This is a genomic window from Mesorhizobium sp. M0815 (genome assembly GCF_040319995.1).
Classification (GTDB): domain Bacteria; phylum Pseudomonadota; class Alphaproteobacteria; order Rhizobiales; family Rhizobiaceae; genus Mesorhizobium.
The window spans coordinates 82400-101862 of the sequence record NZ_JAMYOU010000004.1; the positions used below are offsets into that span (position 1 = coordinate 82400).

The following is a 19463-nucleotide window of genomic DNA, read 5'->3' on the forward strand; positions in this document are numbered from 1 at the left end:
GCCTCGCGCGGCATCGGCCGCGCCGGCAGGCGAACTGCATCGGTCAAACCTGGTGTCCAGCTTTCTCATTCATTGCCGGCGAGCCAACGGACCATGTTCGCCATCAGTTTTCCGTAGAACGGCCATCCGAGGAAATTCTGCGAGAGCCAATGCGGGCCGATATCTGTTGCCCAGGCAATCGTGCGGCCGCGGCCATGGCTACCGACGGCAAGGAGCGGCCAGTCGGTGCCGCGGTGGTGGCAGGTCGCCAGAAGCCGGGACGAACCGTCGTGCCTGAATTCCAGCTTGTTCATGCCGAGGATCGGCGGCAACGGCCCCTCCACCCCGGAAAAAATCGGGTGGGATGACTGCAGGATGGAGGTCTGCAGGCCTTGCGGGACCTCCATGCCGTCGCTGTAGGGGAGGCAACGGACCGGCAGCACGTCCTCGACCGGGGTGTCGTGGAAACGCGCCGTCCCGAACATGCCCTGAAAACCCATATAGCCGCCGGCCAGCATCAGCCCGCCCCCACGTTCGACATAGGCCTTGAGCACATCGAGGCGGTTGACGCCGACACGCCCGGCGCGGGCATCCGGCGTCACCAGCAATGTCAGGGCGCCGACGTCGGAGATCACCACCGCCCGATATTGGGCGAGCGCATCGAGGTCATAGGGAAACTCCGCGCCGCAACGCTCGCCGCCGATCTGCGTGACCGCGATGCGCTCATCGGCCAGCGCGGCATTGAAGGCCGTCGCGCCATTTGTCGAGGTCGCACTTGTAAGCACATCGCTACCGATGGCGACCGACGTCGTCGCCGCAAAGGTTTCGCCTGCAAGCAATATCTTCATTGCCGCCCCCGCACTGTTTTGATTCGAGAGGTTCAGGAAGGGCGCCGGATGGACCCGCGCCCCCCCCAGAGTTAGAGCTCTTAAGGATCAGAACTTGAACTCGGCCAGATTTTCAGGGGTCACGATCTTGGCCGGACCAAGGATCAGTTCGCCGCTGGCGCCAATCGTGTATTCGCCGAGCCTGCCTGCCGTGAACTTCTCACCCTCCTTTCCGGTGATCTTGCACTGCGCAAGCGCCTGGGCCGTCTGGTAGGTAAGATAGCCAAGATCGGTGACGTTCCACCAGATATCCTGGGCCGCCCCGTCCTTGATGTATTTCGAGATCAGAGTAGCCGGCGCGAGGCCGGTCAGCTTGACCTTGCCGATCATGCCCGCCTCCTCGAGCGCACGCGCGGCCGCCGGAAGGCCGATGCCTGCCGGGACGATGATCACCTTGAGATCGGGAAACGCCTGGACCAGCGCCAGCGCCTGCTGCTGGTTGATTTGTTCACTTTCTTCGCCATAGGCCACCTGCACCAGCTTCATTTTGGAGAACTTCGGCTCGGCGGCCATCTTCGCCTTCATGAAGTCGATCCAGGCGTTCTGGTTGGTCGCCGTCGGCGTCGACGACAGGATCGCGAATTCGCCTTCACCGCCGCTGAGGGCGAATGCACTTTCCAGCATCATTTCTGCGAGGCTGTCGCCCTTGACCTGATTGACAAATGCCGCGCGAGCATCGGCGGCCACATCGGAGTCATAGGAAATCACCCTGACGCCCTGCTGAACGGCGCGCTTCAGCGCCGGCGCGACGGCATTGGCGTCGTTGCCGGCAATTGCGATGACCCCGACCTTCTGCGACACGAGGCTGTTGATGAATTCGATTTGCGCCTCGGCGGTCGCCTGCGATGGGGCGACCTGGGTAGCGGTGCCGCCAATTTCCTTGGCTGCCTCTTGTGCACCTCCAAAAGCCACTTTGAAGTAGGGGTCTGTGTCGAGCTTGGGCAGGAAACCGACCGTTACGGGTTCCTTGGCGCATTCCTGGCTGAAGGCCAGCGAGGTTGGCGCGAGCAGAACCGCGGATGCGAGCAGGGCTAATCTAAACGCTTTCATTGTGACTCCTCCGTCAAAATTCGGGCTTAAAGGAAGGGGCCCGAGATCACCCCTTTGTCTCGCGCATTGCGCGGGATCTGCTGAGCAGCTCCTGTGTGGAGCGCCAGTAATTGCCGACCAGCAGCGAGCCGATCAGAAGCAGGCCAATGATCATGCCCTGCGCGTCGCCGCCGATCTGGTTCAGCGCCAGCACGTTACGGATGATGGCGATCAGGACCAACGCCAGCATGACGCCGGTCAGGCGGCCCTTGCCGCCAAAGACGCTGACGCCGCCGAGCAGCACGATGGTGATGACGTCGAGCTCCATGCCGAGCGCATTGTTGGCGCGGGCATTGGACAGGCGCGCGGTATAGACGATGCCGGCTATCGCCGCGACGACGCCCGAGACGACGAACAGGTTCAGCACCATCCGGCGCGTGTTTATGCCGGAATAGCGCGCCACCTCGGGGCTGCCGCCGAGCGCGTAGATGCGCTTGCCGGTCGGCGTCTTCTGCAGCACGACCGCAAACACCGGCGCCAGCGCCAGGAAGGGGACGATGGTCCACGGTATCTCGGTGCCCGGCAGATTGTTGATGCCGAAATCCACGACCGCGGGCGGCAGGATGTTGACCGAACCGGTGCCGAGCAGGATGTAGCCAATACCTCGATAGAGCGCCATCGTGCCGAGCGTCACCACCAGCGACTGCAGTCCAAGGCCCGAGACCAGGTAGCCGTTGAAAGCGCCGAGCAGGCCGCCGGCGACGAGCGTCAGCGGGATTGCGGCAAGCGTCGGCACGCCGGCCTGGACCAGCAAGCCAAAGACGACGGACGTCAGCGCCAGCACCGAGGCGATCGACAGGTCGATTTCGCGGGTGATGATGAGCAGCGTCATCGGCAGGATCAGCAATGCCTTTTCCGAGGCGCTGGCGGCCAGTTGCGAGAGATTGAAGCCGGAGACGAAATTCGGCACGAAGATCGCCGCGTAGAGGAAGATGGCCACGCAGGAGGTCGCCAGCAGCAGATCCCAGAAGTCGATCGAACGGAGGAACTTTCTCACCGCGCCCTCGCCTGTCTTGCCTGCTCGGCACGCCGCACGATGAACGTGTCGATGCCGATGGCGACCAGGATCACCAGGCCGTAGACGCCCTGCAGCCACAGCGGGTCGACGCGCACCAGCGTCAGCCCGTTCTTGATGACGAGCAGCGTGAGCGCGCCGAGGATGATGCCGAGCAGCGTGCCCGAACCACCGCGGATGGCGACGCCGCCGACCACCGCCGACGCGATCACGGTGAGTTCGAAACCGAGCGCGACGCGGGCATCGATGGTCGCATAGCGGGATGCCCACAGCGCACCGCACAGGCCGCCGAGCAGGCCGGCCATGCCAAAGGCCAGCAGAATCCGCCGGTCGACGGGGATGCCGATAAGACGTGCGCCGTCGGGATTGGAGCCGGCGGCAAACAGTTCGCGCCCGATGGCGGTGCGATAGAGCAGCACATAACCCAGGCACAGGATGACGATCGCGATAATGACGATCAGCGGCACGCCGGCGATCTTCAGGCCGGTCATGTCGAGCCAGGCTTGCGTGACTTCGTCGGCGCTGATCTGGTCGCCGGCTGCCCAGATCGAGTTGAAGCCGCGGAAGATCGACATCGAGGCCAGCGTGACGACGATCGCCGGGATCTTTCCCCTGGTAACGACAAGGCCGTTGATCAGGCCAGCGACACCACCGACCGCGCATGCGGTCATCAGGCCGATGCCGATGTCGAGCCCTGGATAGGCCTGGACCATGCTCGCCGCCATGTAAGCCGACAAGCCGATCACCGCGGCGATCGAAAGGTCGATGTTGCGGGTGATCAGCACCAGCATCTGCGCGAGCGCTGCAACCACGAGCAGGGCGGCATCCATCGACACGGCGGTCAGGTTTGCCGCGCTCACCATGCGCGGGTTGATGATGGTGACCGGGATAGCGACCGCCAGCATCGCGGCGAGCAGGCCGAACTCCCGCCGCTTCAGTATGTCGAGCGGTCCTTTTCTCTTCTCCTCGCTGGCAGGCTGTGCTGCCGGGTCGGCGCTTTCACCGGCCTTCGTCGCTGCTTCCAGCACCTTTTCCTGGGTGGCTTCGCCCCTGGTAAATTCGGCCGTCCGATGGCCTTCGCGCAGCACGATGATGCGGTCGCACATGCCGATGAGCTCGGGCATTTCGGAGGAGATCAGGATGATGGCCATGCCCTGCGCGGCAAGGTCGGCGATCATCGCATGCACTTCCGCCTTGGTGCCGACATCGATGCCTTGCGTCGGCTCGTCGAGGATGAGGACGCGCGGCTCGGTGCGCAGCCATTTGGCCAACACCACCTTCTGCTGGTTGCCGCCGGACAGTTCCTTCACCGGCTGCGCGTAGCCGGAAAAGCGAAGCTTCATGCGCTTCAGCCAGTCCGAAACCAGATCGATCGCGCGGTCCGTGCCGTAGAAGCCGGAGCGGGCTGCCTTGTCGAGGACGGGCAGCACGGCGTTGTCGAGGATAGAAAAATCCATCACCAGGCTCTGGCCCATGCGGTCTTCCGAGACATAGGCGATGCGCGCATCCATGGCGTCGCGTGCCGATGCAAAGTGCACGGCCTCGCCGTCGATCAGGATTTCGCCGGCATCGGGCTGGTCGATTCCGAACAGCACGCGCGCGATCTCGGTCCGCCCGCTGCCGACCAGGCCGCCGAGCCCGAGCACCTCTCCGGCGTGGAGCTTGAGGTCGATGTTGGAAAAGCCGCCGGCGTGCGAAAGCCCCCTCGCCTCCAGCACCAGCGCGCCGGTTGCGTGGTTTCGTTGCGGATAGAGGTCGGTCACCTCGCGGCCGACCATCATGCCGATGGCGGCGGCGCGGCCAAGCTCGGCCTTCGGCTTGACGCCAATGAGGCGCCCGTCGCGCAACACCGCGATGCGGTCGGCGATGCGGAAGATCTCGTCCATACGGTGGCCGACGAACATCATCGCCACGCCATGCAGCCGCAGGTCGGCAACGACGGTGAACAGCCGCTCGACCTCGCGCTGCGACAGGGCGGCCGTCGGCTCGTCCATGATCAGCACCCGCGCGTCGAGCGACAGGGCGCGGGCGATCTCGACCAGTTGCTGTTCAGAGGTGCGCAACATCCCGAGCCGGGTTTCGGCCGGCACGTCGAGGCCGACTGTCGCCAGGACCTTACGCGCACCGGCAAGCATGGCGGCGTTGTCGATGCCGCCGAAGCGGTCGCGCGGCATATGGCCGAGATAGATGTTTTCCGCCACCGAAAGATCCGGGAAAAGACCGGGGTGCTGGTGCATGACCGAGATGCCGGCAGCCTGGGCGTCGTGCGGCGAATGGAAGACCACAGGCTCGCCATCGACTTCGACATGGCCGCCGGTCGGGAGATACACGCCGGCCAGCAGCTTCACGCAGGTGCTCTTGCCGGCGCCGTTTTCGCCAAGCAGAGCCAGCACCTCGCCTGGGCGCAATTCGAAGGACGCGTCCTTGAGGGCAATCGTGCCGCCGAAGGCCTTTGTCGCCTGAACCAGGGCAACGGGGACAGCCACGTCACTCTTCACCATGGCATCGGCTTCGCCTAATGCGCCCAAGTGCAGCACCCTTCCTCCCTGGTCCTGTTTTTTCAATTTGCTATATTAAATGGCTGGATGCCGCAACTGGAAAATTGACTTCCATGGTTCCGAAGGGCACTGTCGCGTCGCGCATGGGTGCAGTTGAAGTGCTCGACCCCGCGGCAGCCTCAAAGCTGCAGGCGGTTAGAGCAGCTCCGCGGCAATGAAATGGGGAGGCGCCGGTTTTGTCCGGAAAAGGCAGCAATTCGGTCAAGGTTCGGCACTATAACGAGCGCTTCGTGCTCGATGCCATCCGCCGCCTGAAAGAGGCATCCAAGTCCGATCTGGCGCGCGCCGCAAATCTGACGCCGGCCGCGGTCGCCACCATTGTCGACGGGCTGGAATCGTCGGGATTCGTAAAGCAAGTGGGAAAAAGGTTCGGACAACGAGGATCGCCGTCCACTCTCTACCGACTTGCACCGGAGCGTATCTACAGCGTCGGCATCAAGATCGGCCGGCGCGCGCTGGAGGCCGTGCTCGTCGACTTCGCCGGCGAGGTCCGCTCGCGCGAGTCGCACGAATATCGCTTTCCGGACCCCGATCTGGTGCTCAAGGCCGGCAACATGTCGCTGGCCAATTTCGACAAGCTGGTCGAGGGGCTTGGCGATGCCAGCATCGTCGGTGTCGGCATCGCTTCGCCATATTTCCTCGGCGGCTGGAGTGAGGAACTCGGCTTTCCCGATGACCTCGGTAGCCGCTGGGAAGCAATCGATCTGACGACATTCTTCGCCACAAAACCGAAGACCCCGGTCTTCGTGGAAAACGACGCGTCATCGGCCGCACTCGCCGAACTCATCCAGGGGACCGGCGCGCGGTTCCGCGACTTCATGCATATTTCGATCGACACCTTTGTCGGCGGCGGATTGGTGCAAGGCGGCAAGGTCCATACCGGTCCGCACGGCAACAGCGCCGCGCTCGGTCCTTTGCCGGTTTCGCCTTCAAGCCTCGATTCGGTCGCGGCCAAGCCGGCGCGTTACCAAAGTCTGCTGCATCGCGCCTCGATCTATGTGCTGGTCAATCATCTCAAATCGCGCGGCATCGAGATCAATCGTGTGCGCGAACTGGATCCCTTGCCGCCGGGGGCGCGCGAGCCGCTGTCCGAATGGATCGACGATTGTGCCAATGCGCTGGTCGAGGCGATCATCGCCATCACCTCGGTCATCGACATCGAGGCGATCGTCCTCGACAGCATCCTGCCGCGGCCGATCCATCTCGAGCTGCTGGCAAAGGTGCAGACCCAGTTCAACACGATCAGCGCCATCGGCATCGTGGCGCCGGAAATCGTATCGGGACAATTCGGCCCCGAGGCCTCGCCTATCGGCGCCGCGATGCTGCCGTTCTCGGCACTGTTGGCGCCCGACAGCGGCGTGCTGATGATCGGCAAGGACAGAACAATGCTGCTGGGCAGCCTTTTGAGGCTTGCCAGCCAAGGCCACCCAGCGAGAAGCTCAGCGCCTTCAACGGGATAGGATGGCGCTGCGAGAAAGCATCAAGCTCTGGACATCATCAACATCAGCTCGCAGTCCGGCACGGGCACGGCGGGCTTTTTTGCGCCGGCTCCGGAACTTTTAGCGGCCGCTAATCTTCATTCGTCACCGACATCGAAATGCTCGATCGGTCCGCGCTCCGCTTTAGTGCGGGCCCACAACACGCAGGAAGCAAGGAGGAACATATGAACTGGGATCAAATCAAGGGAAAATGGAAGCAGTTCAAAGGCAAGGCGAAAGAACAGTGGGGTGACCTCACCGACGATGATCTTGATCGGATCGAGGGTAACCGAGACCAGCTCTTGGGACGTATCCAGGAGCGATATGGGATCGCCAAGGAAGAGGCGGAGCGCCAGGTAGATGACTGGTCCAGAAGCATCGGCTGAGCCTTGGACGTAACGCTGTCTGCTGCCCACCACCGGGTTAACCTCTGAGTCACCCGCCGTGCCGAATGGTGCGGCGGGCTCTTTCGACAGCGAGGCCCGCGAGGAACCTTTAGCTATATCTAATGTTCTACTTGCGTGGCGGGCTTCGCCTTGGCGTGTGCCCGACCCGGAGGCGAAGGAGCGTAATCATGAACAACATTATCTGGCTGGTCGGCGCCATCGTGATCGTAATAGCCATTTTGAGCTTTTTGGGTCTGCGGTAGCATCTGGGCCTTTTCTTCGACCCGACAGCGCTCCCCGGTCGGCGTGGCCTCACTGACCGCTGCGCCCAACAGATCAGACTTAGGTCCTAAGCAATACCCTCCAGAAATGGACCGAAGCCCCGGCTGAGGAACGTAGCCGGCTGGCTCACGTTGTAGTGAGCTTTGGCGCGACCAAGATGCGTCTGGGCGGAAGAGTTCAAGCCAGAGAGGAGAAGCCCGACGCTCCGAACGAGCGTCGGGTTTGGGCGTAAATGCAAACGATCAGCCGACTATTCGATTCCCATGCCCAGGCAGCACGTGCTGTTGCCAGGCTTCAGGCCGCCGGGATTCGTCGCCGGCAGATCAGCGTGGTCGGATCTTACAATGACAACGATGAACCGATCAGCGTTGCTGGATATTACAACGATGAGATGAGCGCTCTCTGGCAAGGTGCGGGCGCAGGCGCCGCACTTGGCGCGACGGCTGGTCTGCTGGCCGGTTTTAGCGCTTTTGGAGCTCAGGGCATTGATCCCGCGGGGATGACCGGCATGGCTCTGGTCGGTGCGGCGTGGGGCGGCTTTGGCGGCGGGCTTCTCGGAACCTTCGCCAATTTTGCCCAGAAGCCGGGCAAGCCGAAGATCGCAGAGGGTGTCGTTCTGGTGATGGCCCGCGTCGATGAAAAGCAGGCCGGCGCCGCGCAGGCAGTGCTTCGGAGTTCCGTGGAGATGCCGCGGCGCATCTGCCGTTCCGGACAGATGAAGACGAGCGCTTACACAAATTCAAGCCGGCTCCGCGTCCAATCTGGTGCCCGATGAAGTTTGTTTCGCGAAATGGGAATTCAAACCGGAGGCGCCCGACAAAAGTTTGGCAAACCAACACCTTGGAGGCATGCGGGCTGCTTGCCGTCGTGCTGTCCCTTATCCTTACCGTTCTATTGGCAGGTCTCATCCTTGGCTGAAGCCGTGCCCTGCCGCCGGCGACACGGTGCCAAGCTCCGGCAATCGGCAACTGGCGAAAGGTGCGGCCAGTTCGAAGGATTAAACCATTCGTGCTAAGCGTTCACAGCTTGTCGCCATAGGAGAGGACGCCGAGATGGACAAACGGGCTGAAGGAGACGCGGAGAGATTGGCTCGAGGCGAGTTCGAGCTCAAAGCCGAACGATATGGCGTGAACGCCTTTCTTCTCGTTGTCGAACTTATAAATCTGCTGGAAAAGCGCGGAACAATCAGCAGCGACGACGTCGCGAAAATAGCCGAGGCCGCCGCACTTGCCGTTGCCGCATCCAGCGAACCCGACATGAACAGCATCAATCTGTTGCAGGCCATCGCCGCCGCACGCCGGCCCAAATAGGGCAAGTCCGCCAGCAATCGGCGCGAACCGATAACGCTATATTGAAACTGATCTCGATCGAGCGTCCGGAGCCATATTAATGTGCAATGACTACGAGCAGCACATCGCCTGGGCCGAGTATTGCCGGATGATGGCTTTGCTGGCGCTCAATATTCCCAGCCATCAAACCGAACTGGATCTGCCGCAGGCGGATGACATCCACATCAACGACCCCGCGCCTGTAATGCGGGCTGCCGGCAACACAATCGAACTGGCGTCGATGACGTTCGGCTTTCCTCCGGCCGGACCAAAAGGCGGACCTGTATTCAACTTTCGCTCGGAGGGTCGACAATTCGGCAACAGCAAACGCTGCCTCGTCCCGGCGTCGGCATTCTTCGAATTCACGGGAACGAAATATCCGAAAGCCAAGCACAAGTTCACGCTGAATGGCCATTCGTTCATGGCGATTGCCGGGCTTTGGCGCGAGGGGGTCGGCAACAAGCCGCCGACGTTCACGATGCTGACGACCGATCCGGGGCCGGACGTGGCGCCATATCACAACCGCCAAGTGGTTGTGCTGCGGCCATCGGACTGGGCGGCATGGATCCATCTGACGAAGTCCGAGGCTGAACTCATGCGGCCGCTGCCGGAAGGGTCGCTCAGAGCAGAAACAGTTCGCGCAGGTTCCGAGTAGGAACCATCGAATGAGCGTGGAAAAGATTATATGATTGCGCCAACATCGCAGGTAAACTTGTCGACCAAAACTGATGCCGATCTTCTCAGTCCAGCATACGACGGTCTATCGCTATAGCCGGCCGGTGAGGTTCGGCGAGCATCGGCTGATGTTCAGACCGCGCGACAGCTTCGATCAAAGACTCCTGGACCACGCCTTGTCTGTCGATCCCGAGCCGAAAGAGGTTCGCTGGATCCATGACGTTTTCGGAAACTGCGTGGCGGTGATCGATTTCGAGAATCCCGCGAAAGAACTGCGCTTTGCGACAGACATTCGGCTGGACCACACGCCGCAGCATGCGCCCGATTTCCGTATCGACGAAGCTGCGCTTCACTATCCGTTTTCCTACGATCCCGACGAAGCCGCAGATCTCTCCCAGACGATGGAACGTCAATACGAGGATGACAGTGACGAGGTTGGCAAGTGGGCACGACAGTTCCTCAGTGCCGCAGGGCACACGGGGACCGGCAATCTGTTGATGACGCTTTGCTATGCCGTCCACGAGAGCTTTGTGTATTCCCGTCGAAGCGAGCCAGGGACGCAGCCGCCGCTGATGACGTTGCACCTGCGTCGCGGCACATGCCGGGACTTTGCGCTGTTCATGATGGAGGCGGTTCGTTCGCTCGGCTTTGCCGCCCGTTTTGTGACTGGTTACGTCTATGTGCCGAGCCGCGACAGCGCGACGGTTCTTGGCGGCGGGTCGACGCATGCCTGGTGCCAGGTCTACCTGCCGGGTGCCGGCTGGGTCGAGTTCGACCCCACCAATGGCATTGTCGGCAATCGGGATTTGATCAGGGTGGCCGTGGCCCGGCATCCTCGTCAAGCCATTCCGCTTTCCGGGAGTTATTCGGGAAGCGCGTCGAGCTTTCTTGCAATGACCGTCGAGGTGAATGTGGCGAAGGAGATCGGTGCGTAGGAAAATTAGCATCCGCTGATGTTTTCCCGGAACTGTTTGGCCGACGCGGAGTTTGCCCGGTTGCTGAATGACAACAATCGGAGCGTCGATGCGGATCCGCGCAGGTTACACCCTCACCTACGAATGTCCGCAGCCAACGCCGATGCTGTTGGCGCTCGAAATCCATCCATCGCGCCGGGTCGATCTGTTGACGGAACAGGTCATCGATTTCGATCGTCCCGTCGAAGCACGCGGCTACGTCGACGGTTTCGGCAACGCCTGCACGAGGATCGAGGCGCCCTCGGGCCTGACGACGATCTCAACCACCTTCGATATCTACGATAGCGGCGAGCCCGATGCGGTCGCCGAGCAGGCTGTGCAGCACAAGATCAAGGACCTGCCGGACGAAGTGCTCGTCTTTCTTCTCGGCAGCCGCTACTGCGATACCGATCGTCTTGGAGATTTTGCCTGGGCGAAATTCGGCAATACCGCGCCTGGATGCGCGCGTGTCCAGGCGATCTGCGATTTCGTTCACAATCACATCGTCTTCGACTACCAGAAAGCCGACCCGCTGCGGACGGCTCACGACAGCTTCACCGACCAGGCCGGCGTTTGTCGTGACTTTACCCATTTGGCGATCGCGCTATGCCGTTGCATGAATATTCCCGCGCGGTACTGCACCGGCTATCTCGGTGACATCGGGGTACCCCCGGCGCCGTATCCGATGGATTTCAGCGCCTGGTTCCAGGCCTATCTCGCCGGCACCTGGTTCACATTCGATCCTCGCCACAACCGCCCGCGCATCGGGCGGATATTGATGGCAACCGGGCGCGACGCGACCGACGTCGCCATCTCAACCAGTTTCGGTTTTTCGCGGCTTACCCGCTTCGAAGTCGTGACGGAGGAGGTCCAGGCCGAACCTTCCCTGGCGTCTGTCGAAAATTCCGCGTTCTCACCTTGAGCTGCAAGGTTCGTAGAGGTGGGTCGACGATGTCCCGAGGCCCATCTGATCTCGAGGTCAGGGCCGCGCTGCATTCAGGGCGACGCTGGCGCCATGCGAATGCATCCGCCCGCACGATATAAGCGCTTCAGCCCCGCTTGACGTTGCCGGCGGTGACCTCGTCTTTGTGGGCGGCGAAAGCTTCCAAGACTTCGGTTTTCTCAGGCTTCGGAATCTTGAAATGATCCAGGGTCCGCCCGAGTTCCGCTGCGACCTCATCGAATTCCGCAGGGGAAATCCGCAGGTCGCGATGCGCCTCCTCGAGGCCGAGCGGCGTCGTGCCGGGCTTGGTGGCGACGAACTTGAAGGGCCCACCAGAAACGTCGCAGACCCACAGCGTGCGCATGAACTTGAGGCCGGGCAACCTTTCAAGGTTCTTGGTGTGCCACTTGCGCAATTGTGGGTTCTTCGACTTCTTGCCGACGATCGGGTTTTTCACGACGGCGTCGCTAAAATGATCAATCACCGCTGCGATGGCGAACACGCCCCCCAGCCGCTCATACAGACTTTTTTCAGCTGTGGTTTTCTTGGCCTGGGCGAGTGCGTTGTCGGCGGGCAATACCGCCGTCGACGCGGCGGCCAGCGCCAGCGCGGCAACAACACTTCGTCTTGTCAAAGAGGTTGAAACAGCCGTTTTCATCCCTGGTTCCCTTCGAGGTTAGGCCAGAGCAAGCCGCAGCCTGTCTGGCGGGCTTCATGAAGTGACATTCGGACACTTTGCTATATTTTAGCATCGTCTAAGGAACAAACGAGCCCTTCGCCCGAATTATTCCGATGGACGGCATTCTCACGGTCAACATGCGTAAAAAGGGCGAAGGCCGCGCGGATGAGGAAGGCTTAAGCACGCGTCGCTGCACGCGGCAGAGGTCGCGAAGCCACTTCGGCCGCATCGGCCCGATCGATGTTGCGGGCACCGTAGTGTTCCTGGCCTCGCTGGCGGCGGTCGCCTGCGGCCAATAGCCTGTGCTTTTCAAAAATCGCTAGCTTCTGCGGATAGGTGATCCGCACCTTTGCGTTGCACCCGTCGCATTTGAAGTGCGCGATTGTTCTGAGTGCAGAGCCCTTTCTTACCGCCGGATGCGAGCAATCCGGACATTCGAATGTGAGCGCGACATCCGATAAGTCTTTGGCTAAGCCCATTTCCATCCCCTTCGCAAGCTCGGTGGCTACACTCTGGCGATTCTCAATGGGCAATTCAGATGCCAAACGGCTGTGCCAAAGCGGGATTAGACCAATTCACCTCGGAACGCCGCAAAGCTAGTGCGCCTTCTCTCTGCCTTTTGAGCGACGAAGAGACCTAACTTCCTCCAGCAGTTGGCGCTCATTGGTAGTCAAGTTTCGGAAGATTGCGACAATCATCACCGCTAAGGCTTCGGCATCCAGGCTTAAAAGGTCAATGTGTTCATCTGCGCAAACCTGATCAAACACGCGTTCACAAATAGCCAAATCGTGAGGGCTGAGGCGAGTGCTATTGAAACGCCGGCGCGACATTTGCGAGCCTTCGACGCCCGCCGCCCTGTTGCAAAAGAAGCGGGCCCTGGCAAGAAACGCGAGTCGTTGAGTGGTTGTTCCCGGCTGCAAGCTTTGCTAAGCCGCCTGCAGCAGGGGCAGACCAGAAGCCTTTCCCCGCACGCATCATGGCGCATGCGAGCGGAGCTGTGCGCCGACCTTGGCACCTCAGACATTTTCGAGCATCCGCTTGAACGGCTCTGGCTGCCATGCACGGGCCGATTTTGGACGGCTGGACGTTGGACTCACGTCAGACACAGTAGCCTGGGGGCAAGACCGCTTCGAACCCTAAACGGGGCCGTCGGCTACCCATTTGACGACGCGGAGGAGCCACGCGTTCCTCTGCTGGCACTCGTCATCGCAGCCAATGCCACCGCGACGACCTAGTTCCAATACTTGAAAACTCTCCCGAGACGGTTTGGCATCATGAACAGTCTTCTTTGGCGGCAGGCGCACTAGGGTGGCCCGAAATTTGGTCCGCCCCGTAAGGCGGTACATATGCTATAGCTAATATTGGGTCGAGGGGGTGACCATGAAAAGGGAGGACCAACCATGAAGCCGCATTCCCTCAGCGCCCACCGTATTGGCCTGCTTATATTCTCGGTGTGTGCTTTCGGGCTGATGACGTCAGTCTCAATGCCCGCAGACAGCAAATTCGCCGTCGAGCCGGTGGTTGAGAAAAAGGTGACGGAACTGCCCTCCGGACCGTTGTACTGGCGGCTGGATAATCTGCCAACGCTGGCGCAGGCCCAAAGCGCGGCGGGCCCGACCTCGCTTGCGGCGGAGATCGCAGGCAAGGTCTGGCTGTTCACGCTTGGACCGAAGGATGGCTCTACGACCGGCGGAACCAAGGTCGTCGAGATCGGACCGATCCCTCCGATCAGCGCAAGCGAGTATTTGCTGCGCGTCAACCGCGCCGGCGGAGCGCCCGGCGTCAAGACGAAGATCCATACGCATTCGGGACCAGAGGCCTTCTATGTGCTGGCCGGCAAGGTCGGCCAGAGGACGCCCCACGGAGTGGCCTATGCTGAAGCTGGCACGGCCATGATCGGACACGGGGCCAACACGCCGATGGAGGTGTTCAACGCCGGCACAACCGATCTCGACGAGCTGGCAATCTTCGTGGTCGACGCCAATCAGCCGTTCTCGTCGCCGGCCCGCCTCGACTGAGGCGACATTTCCCGGGGTGGCACTTCCGCTCTCCACCTGTTGCAGACAGTCAGTCAACGAGCTGTGAATGTCTGCCCTGGGTCGAACTCGGGTCGTTCAGGGTGTTGGGTTTTAACCCCAACGCCATCGGATTGGGTTCGCCTGACCTGCATAGCCGTCCATTTCCCGCTCGGGGCTCATATTTCCAGCGAGGCCTGACAACGACGGTCTAGGCCCTCATGGGGCGGGAAGTTTCACGATCTTGTCTCTTCTGTAGTCATAGCCGGTCTTCGGAGTTCCGTTGCGATAGTCGTTATAGGTCCAGCGGCCGGTGGCCCAAGCATTGACAAAGTCGGTGCACCACTTCACGCCTCCGGGAGGAGGTCGTCCTCGAACCCATCTCTTTTTCGATGTTACGCCTTTGAGGCAGTGCTGAATTGCAGCGCGCCTCTGTTCCGGACTCTGCAGTTTCGCTCTGCCTGCTTCAAACTGGGTTCTACCATCGCTTTGACAGCCAGCAATCAGCAGTGCTGTTGCGACGATCAATTTGCCGGCGCATTTCAAATGAGGCTCTCCAAATCGGGCATACCGCAATTAATTGGCACATGGACCGTCCCGCCACAATCGCTTGGAACGATCAACCGTGCGTCTTCGGGCACGCCTGCATCAATTGTGTCGAGCCCCGGCATCTATACACGCCACCGCGAGGTCATCGCGGATGCGATGATGCGGCATGAACGGAACTTGAGAGGTGAAACGGCGAGAGGCGCTCACTTCGGTGGTGGCACCGGCGGCTTAATGTCGGTCCGGTAGAACCAATATCTTGTCCACTCAAAGGGTCCTTTACACACCATCTTTAGGGGTCTGTATTTTGGAGTTTCAAGCCAAGTGGTGCAGCGGTACGACTGGTGTTGGTCGTTGATCATTTTATCATATCTGATGACCACGGTATTTATGCCGTCCAACTTCTCTTCACCGACGCGGCTGCAAGTTCGGTTTATCGGCGTCCCGTCCGGATTCAAGTCGCTGCCCGGAGGACGTGCCGTCGCGATCCAGCGCCCAAAAGGCTGGCGTCGTGAGTATACCATATCGCCTATGTAGATCTCTTCTTGATGCAGAAACCCAGGTTGGTCACCATACCTAATTAAGTGGTCCGTAACCTGAATAGCGGGCGTCCTTAATACTCTTTCGTTGGCTTTGTTTAGAGGACTGCACGCCTCGGCCTCCTGCACATCGCGGGATGCTGTGGAGCCTGGAGCCGCTTTGGATTCCAAAGGCAGACAGATCAAGCAGACTGAAAGGGCGAGGATGAATCGAGGAAAAAGGCTCATCATCCTTGTAAAGCACGTCCCATCGAGCACCGTGAGATAGACCCCGACTGAATTTACTCCATATCCGGCACGTCACCGCTGGTGAATAGCACGGTCGGCGGGCCGTAGTCACCAAGCGCCGGGTTCGCGTCACGGCTCCATGCGATTACGCCAACGTGCTTCCCTGCGAGCGTCTTAGCGGTGCGGATGGCGCGTTCCTCGCTTTGCTGATCAGCCGGACCAAAGGTGGGAAACAGTTCGCCATCCTCGCCACGATCGAACGCCACGACGACGATCAGCTTGGGCTGCTTCTGGCCAGGCAGAATATGATCCGACATGGCGGTAAGCTATCACATCACAGAGGATTGAGTCGCGTTCGAGACTCGGGAGGTGAGCGTGCAAGACGATCATTTTTGACAAGCCTGCGCGCGTGGCACTCGGCAGGTCGCGGGGCGCCTATTTTTCGGCAACCTCCCCAACCGTGCACAATCATCATCGAGCAGGTCAAGCGGCCTTGGAAGGTGCGCTAGCGAAAACGATCTGGTGCTGCGAGAGAGGATTGAACTCTAGGTATCCCTAATAAAATCAACTACTTACGATGAGTTTTGTAACGTTGTGACGGGCGACAAAATGGCTGGGAATCACCTCTAGCCTGCGGTTCTGGCCGGATGCCAAAAGACCCGCCTCGCCTTTACTGTTTTCTCTCCAAGGCATTCTAGATTAGCGCGCCGCCAAGCACCAGGAACCGAAATACGTTTACGACGATCCGTATGCGCCGTGATGATAGATCAGCGCCGGGCCGGGCTCTCCACTCACCACATGCCGGACGCTGCCGAGGATCAGCGCGTGGCTGTGGCGAATAATAATATCCTCAACCGTGCAGTCGACCGCCGCAAGCGCCTCGTCGAGTGCCAGTGCGCCGCTTGAAAGGCTGGACCAGCGAGCGCCCTCGTAGCGCGCCGACCCCTTCAGGCCACCGCGCCCGGCAAAGCGGTCGGCAATCGCGATCTGGTCGGCACGCAGCACATTCACGCAGAAATGCCGATGCCGGCTGATGGCTGCCCAGGTAGACGAGTTCAGATTGATGCTGACAACCATCACCTCTGGTTCGACCGATAGGGAATGGGCGGTGGTAACGGTTGCGCCCGTCCGTTCGTCGCCAACACCTGCGGTGACCACGGAGACAGCTCCGGCCAGGTGTCGCATCGCAAATTTCAGGGGAACCCGGCTTTCCACTAAGGTTTCCACTAGGGGAACGCGTTCGGTCAGTGTCATCTGGATAGCCTCATCGTGTTTGCAGCTTCACGACGCCTTGCGACGCAACGCCGTTTGGTATCCCAACCATTTGTGAATTTCGGCGGCGATGCGCTCGGCATGTGCGGTGACTTCGGGAATTCCCATCAGTTCGCCGACGCTGCCTCGCGCCAATGGCCGGCTGACGAAAATGCTGTCGGTCGGGCGCCCGGATGTGCCGACCGCACGGCCTTGGCTGTCGGTCTCCAAACCAAGACCAATCGGGTCGAGCCGGACCAATCCCATCCGCTCGAGCGCCGCAATCGCCGTGTTGGTCCGCAAGATATCGGCGTGCGCCGGTCCGGTCGTCACGACCACACTGTCGAAAGCCTCGACAACGAGGCTGCGTTGGCCACGCAGCCGCTGCCTGACGCAAATGCGTCCGTCGACCTGTTCGGCGCCGACAATCGTTGCGGCGCGATAGGCAAGCCTGCCCTCGGCAACGCCGCGATCAAGCACGGCCGCGATCTGTGGAGCGATGCGGAAGCGATGCACATCCCACAGCGCGCGAAGATGGCGCACCACGCGGCGCTGCTCGGCGAGCGGCAAGGCCTGCCAGATGATTTGCCCCTGTCGCCGGACGGCGTCGAGCACCGGGTGCCAGCCTTCGCCCCGACGCTTGGCATCAAGGATCGTTGCCCGGGTGCGCCTGAACAGTGCCGTTGCGCTGCGTGAAGGCAGGGTCGTGAAATCGCCGATCGGATCGCCACGCGAGGCTGCATGGCTGCGCGAGCGATAGCCGTGACGTGACAGCGCGACGATGTGGCCGCGATGCCCCCTGCGGTCGAGCGTTGCAATCACGTCCGCCGACGTCAGTCCGGTGCCAACGACCAGGACACGGTCGTCGCGGCCAATCGCTTCCAGCCTCTCGAGATCATAGGGATTGGTCACCAGCCCGGCTGTGCCAGCCACGGACTTCAGGGGCATCGGCAAGGCCGGCGGCGGATGCGTCGTCGCAATCACCACGGCGTCGGCAGTGAGCGCCCCGCCATCAGCGAGGATCAGACAGTAGCCCTCGCCGGTGCGCTCGACCGATGCGACGGCGGACCTGACATGGCGGATCGTTTTGCTGAGAAGGAAGGGCCGGAGATGAGATTCCACATAGCGCCCGAAAACGCGGCGCTGCGGGTAGAGTGCTCCGTAGGCGGCAATAGCCTCGGCATCGTCTACAATGGCTCTGGTCTGCTCCAGCCAGTCGGCAAAGTGGCTGTCCTGCCCGGAGATCAGCGTCATTCTCGATGCCGGCACATTGATGCGATGTGCCGGATCGGCCGTGGAATAAGCCAGACCATAGCCGAGCCCCTCGCGGGGCTCGACGACCACGATATCGGATGCACCGGCCGGGAGCAGTCGCGCCAGATGAAACGCAGTCGCCGCACCTGAAAAGCCGCCGCCGACAATCGCTATGATCGGTTCGCTGGCGCTCAAGACTGGCTCGCGCGCAGCGACAACGGGCGATGGTCGCCGGCCACCGTTTCGCCGAAGGGGCCCATGTTAACGGCCGTCGGCCGCGTTGAGATCTCGTGATCGAGCGGCAACAGCGGCAGCACCAGTTCGCCGAAGCGATAGGCTTCCTCTAGATGCGGATAGCCGGATAAGATGAAGGTATCGATGCCGATGCGCCGGTATTCGTCGATGCGCTCCGCCACCATCGCCGCATCGCCGACCAGAGCGGTGCCGGCGCCGCCACGCACCAGGCCGACACCGGCCCACAGATTCGGACTGATTTCGAGTTTGTCGCGACGGCCGCCATGCAGCCGGCTCATGCGCGACTGGCCGACGGAATCCATGCGCGCGAAAACCTTCTGCGCCTCGGCGATCGTCTTGTCGTCCAGGCGGCTGATCAGGCGGTCGGCATCGGCCCAGGCTTCGTCATTGGTTTCGCGAACGATGACATGCAGCCTGATGCCGAAACTCACCTGGCGTCCGGCCTTCTCGGCAAGGCCGCGCACATGGTCGACCTTTGCGGCGACGTCAGCCGGCGGTTCGCCCCAGGTCAGATATTTATCGATCTGCTCGGCGGCGACCGCATTGGCCGCCTCCGACGAGCCACCGAAATATAGCGGCGGATGCGGCGTCTGCACGGGCGGGAACAGCAGCCGGCCGTCCTCGATGCGCAAATGTCTGCCTTCGTAGGCAACGGTCTCGCCGCGCAGCACGGCCTTGTAGATATCGAGGAATTCCCGCGTCACCTCATAGCGCTCGTCATGGCTGAGGAAGATGCCGTCGCCCTTGTTCTCGACCGGGTCGCCGCCGGTGACGACGTTGATGAGCAGGCGCCCGCCCGAAATGCGGTCGAGCGTCGAGGTCATCCGCGCCGCGAGCGTCGGCGACTGCAGCCCGGGACGGACGGCAACAAGAAAGCGCAACCGCTGCGTCAGCGGCGCCAGCGCCGACGCCACCACCCAGCTGTCCTCGCAACTGCGCCCGGTCGGCAGCAACGCGCCGTAGTAGCCGATGGCGTCGGCCGCCTTGGCGACCTGGGTGAGGTAGGGCAAGTCGACCGCCCTGCCCCCCTCGGAGGTGCCGAGATAGCGGCTGTCGCCATGGGTCGGGAGAAACCACAGGACCTTGATCCTGTCGGGAATGGCAATGCTCATGAATAGTCCTC

The 19463-nt window shown here is 61.4% G+C and carries 18 protein-coding genes; 9 read left to right on the forward strand and 9 right to left on the reverse strand.

What is annotated here, in order from left to right; all coding sequences use genetic code 11:
- Window positions 1-65: 65 nt before the first annotated feature.
- The 4 genes from NKI01_RS07280 to NKI01_RS07295 form a co-directional block, all read right to left on the reverse strand.
- Entirely contained in the window at window positions 66-827 is a 762-nt protein-coding gene (locus NKI01_RS07280) for a glutamine amidotransferase (RefSeq protein WP_352860784.1), read from the reverse strand.
- An 87-nt stretch (window positions 828-914) separates the two neighbouring features.
- Window positions 915-1916 (reverse strand): rhamnose ABC transporter substrate-binding protein, encoded by a 1002-nt coding sequence (locus NKI01_RS07285; protein WP_352547863.1) that lies wholly within the window; start codon window positions 1914-1916, stop codon window positions 915-917.
- A gap of 46 nt (window positions 1917-1962) precedes the next feature.
- Window positions 1963-2952 (reverse strand): ABC transporter permease, encoded by a 990-nt coding sequence (locus NKI01_RS07290; protein ID WP_023719426.1) that lies wholly within the window; start codon window positions 2950-2952, stop codon window positions 1963-1965.
- Window positions 2949-5507: an ATP-binding cassette domain-containing protein gene (locus NKI01_RS07295; RefSeq protein WP_502899423.1), complete on the reverse strand. Its 2559-nt coding sequence runs from the start codon at window positions 5505-5507 to the stop codon at window positions 2949-2951. The genes NKI01_RS07290 and NKI01_RS07295 overlap by 4 nt, the downstream gene beginning before the upstream one ends.
- A 197-nt stretch (window positions 5508-5704) precedes the next feature.
- On the opposite strand from NKI01_RS07295, the gene NKI01_RS07300 reads away from it, so the two are divergent.
- The 7 genes from NKI01_RS07300 (at window position 5705) to NKI01_RS07330 (ending at window position 11552) form a co-directional block, all read left to right on the forward strand.
- Window positions 5705-6988, forward strand: coding sequence for an ROK family transcriptional regulator (locus NKI01_RS07300; RefSeq protein WP_352962433.1), 1284 nt, complete (start codon window positions 5705-5707; stop codon window positions 6986-6988).
- 203 nt (window positions 6989-7191) lie between these two features.
- The gene (locus NKI01_RS07305) at window positions 7192-7392 is read left to right on the forward strand and encodes a CsbD family protein (protein WP_352962436.1); all 201 of its coding nucleotides are present in this window, start codon (window positions 7192-7194) and stop codon (window positions 7390-7392) included.
- A gap of 673 nt (window positions 7393-8065) precedes the next feature.
- A complete protein-coding gene (locus tag NKI01_RS07310; RefSeq protein ID WP_352962439.1) occupies window positions 8066-8449 on the forward strand; it encodes a hypothetical protein in 384 nt (127 codons plus the stop codon).
- A gap of 277 nt (window positions 8450-8726) precedes the next feature.
- The gene (locus NKI01_RS07315) at window positions 8727-8984 is read left to right on the forward strand and encodes a hypothetical protein (protein WP_023719431.1); all 258 of its coding nucleotides are present in this window, start codon (window positions 8727-8729) and stop codon (window positions 8982-8984) included.
- A gap of 79 nt (window positions 8985-9063) precedes the next feature.
- Window positions 9064-9657 carry an SOS response-associated peptidase gene (locus NKI01_RS07320; RefSeq protein ID WP_352852428.1) on the forward strand — a complete coding sequence of 198 codons (594 nt, stop codon included), beginning with the start codon at window positions 9064-9066 and terminating at the stop codon, window positions 9655-9657.
- A gap of 73 nt (window positions 9658-9730) precedes the next feature.
- Window positions 9731-10612 carry a transglutaminase family protein gene (locus tag NKI01_RS07325; protein ID WP_352962442.1) on the forward strand — a complete coding sequence of 294 codons (882 nt, stop codon included), beginning with the start codon at window positions 9731-9733 and terminating at the stop codon, window positions 10610-10612.
- An 88-nt stretch (window positions 10613-10700) separates the two neighbouring features.
- The gene (locus NKI01_RS07330) at window positions 10701-11552 is read left to right on the forward strand and encodes a transglutaminase-like domain-containing protein (protein WP_352547875.1); all 852 of its coding nucleotides are present in this window, start codon (window positions 10701-10703) and stop codon (window positions 11550-11552) included.
- 127 nt (window positions 11553-11679) lie between these two features.
- Here NKI01_RS07330 and NKI01_RS07335 read toward each other — a convergent pair whose 3' ends face one another.
- On the reverse strand, window positions 11680-12231 hold the full coding sequence (locus tag NKI01_RS07335) for a group I truncated hemoglobin (RefSeq protein WP_352848019.1): 552 nt from the start codon (window positions 12229-12231) through the stop codon (window positions 11680-11682).
- A gap of 134 nt (window positions 12232-12365) precedes the next feature.
- On the opposite strand from NKI01_RS07335, the gene NKI01_RS07340 reads away from it, so the two are divergent.
- Entirely contained in the window at window positions 12366-12551 is a 186-nt protein-coding gene (locus NKI01_RS07340; protein ID WP_352482421.1) for a hypothetical protein, read from the forward strand.
- Between the two features lie 1101 nt (window positions 12552-13652).
- Window positions 13653-14270: a cupin domain-containing protein gene (locus tag NKI01_RS07345; protein WP_352962446.1), complete on the forward strand. Its 618-nt coding sequence runs from the start codon at window positions 13653-13655 to the stop codon at window positions 14268-14270.
- A gap of 1363 nt (window positions 14271-15633) precedes the next feature.
- Here the strand turns inward: NKI01_RS07345 and NKI01_RS07350 are convergent.
- The 4 genes from NKI01_RS07350 to ssuD all read right to left on the reverse strand — a co-directional run bounded on the left by NKI01_RS07350 (window position 15634) and on the right by ssuD (window position 19452).
- On the reverse strand, window positions 15634-15897 hold the full coding sequence (locus NKI01_RS07350; RefSeq protein WP_023719439.1) for a hypothetical protein: 264 nt from the start codon (window positions 15895-15897) through the stop codon (window positions 15634-15636).
- Window positions 15898-16315: 418 nt separating this feature from the next.
- The gene (locus NKI01_RS07355; RefSeq protein ID WP_352754276.1) at window positions 16316-16834 is read right to left on the reverse strand and encodes a flavin reductase family protein; all 519 of its coding nucleotides are present in this window, start codon (window positions 16832-16834) and stop codon (window positions 16316-16318) included.
- Window positions 16835-16861: 27 nt separating this feature from the next.
- Window positions 16862-18280: an FAD/NAD(P)-binding protein gene (locus NKI01_RS07360; protein WP_352962449.1), complete on the reverse strand. Its 1419-nt coding sequence runs from the start codon at window positions 18278-18280 to the stop codon at window positions 16862-16864.
- Complete coding sequence (ssuD, locus tag NKI01_RS07365) at window positions 18277-19452, reverse strand: FMNH2-dependent alkanesulfonate monooxygenase (protein WP_352754274.1); 1176 nt, start codon at window positions 19450-19452, stop codon at window positions 18277-18279. Before ssuD ends, NKI01_RS07360 begins: the two co-directional genes overlap by 4 nt.
- Window positions 19453-19463 lie beyond the last annotated feature (11 nt).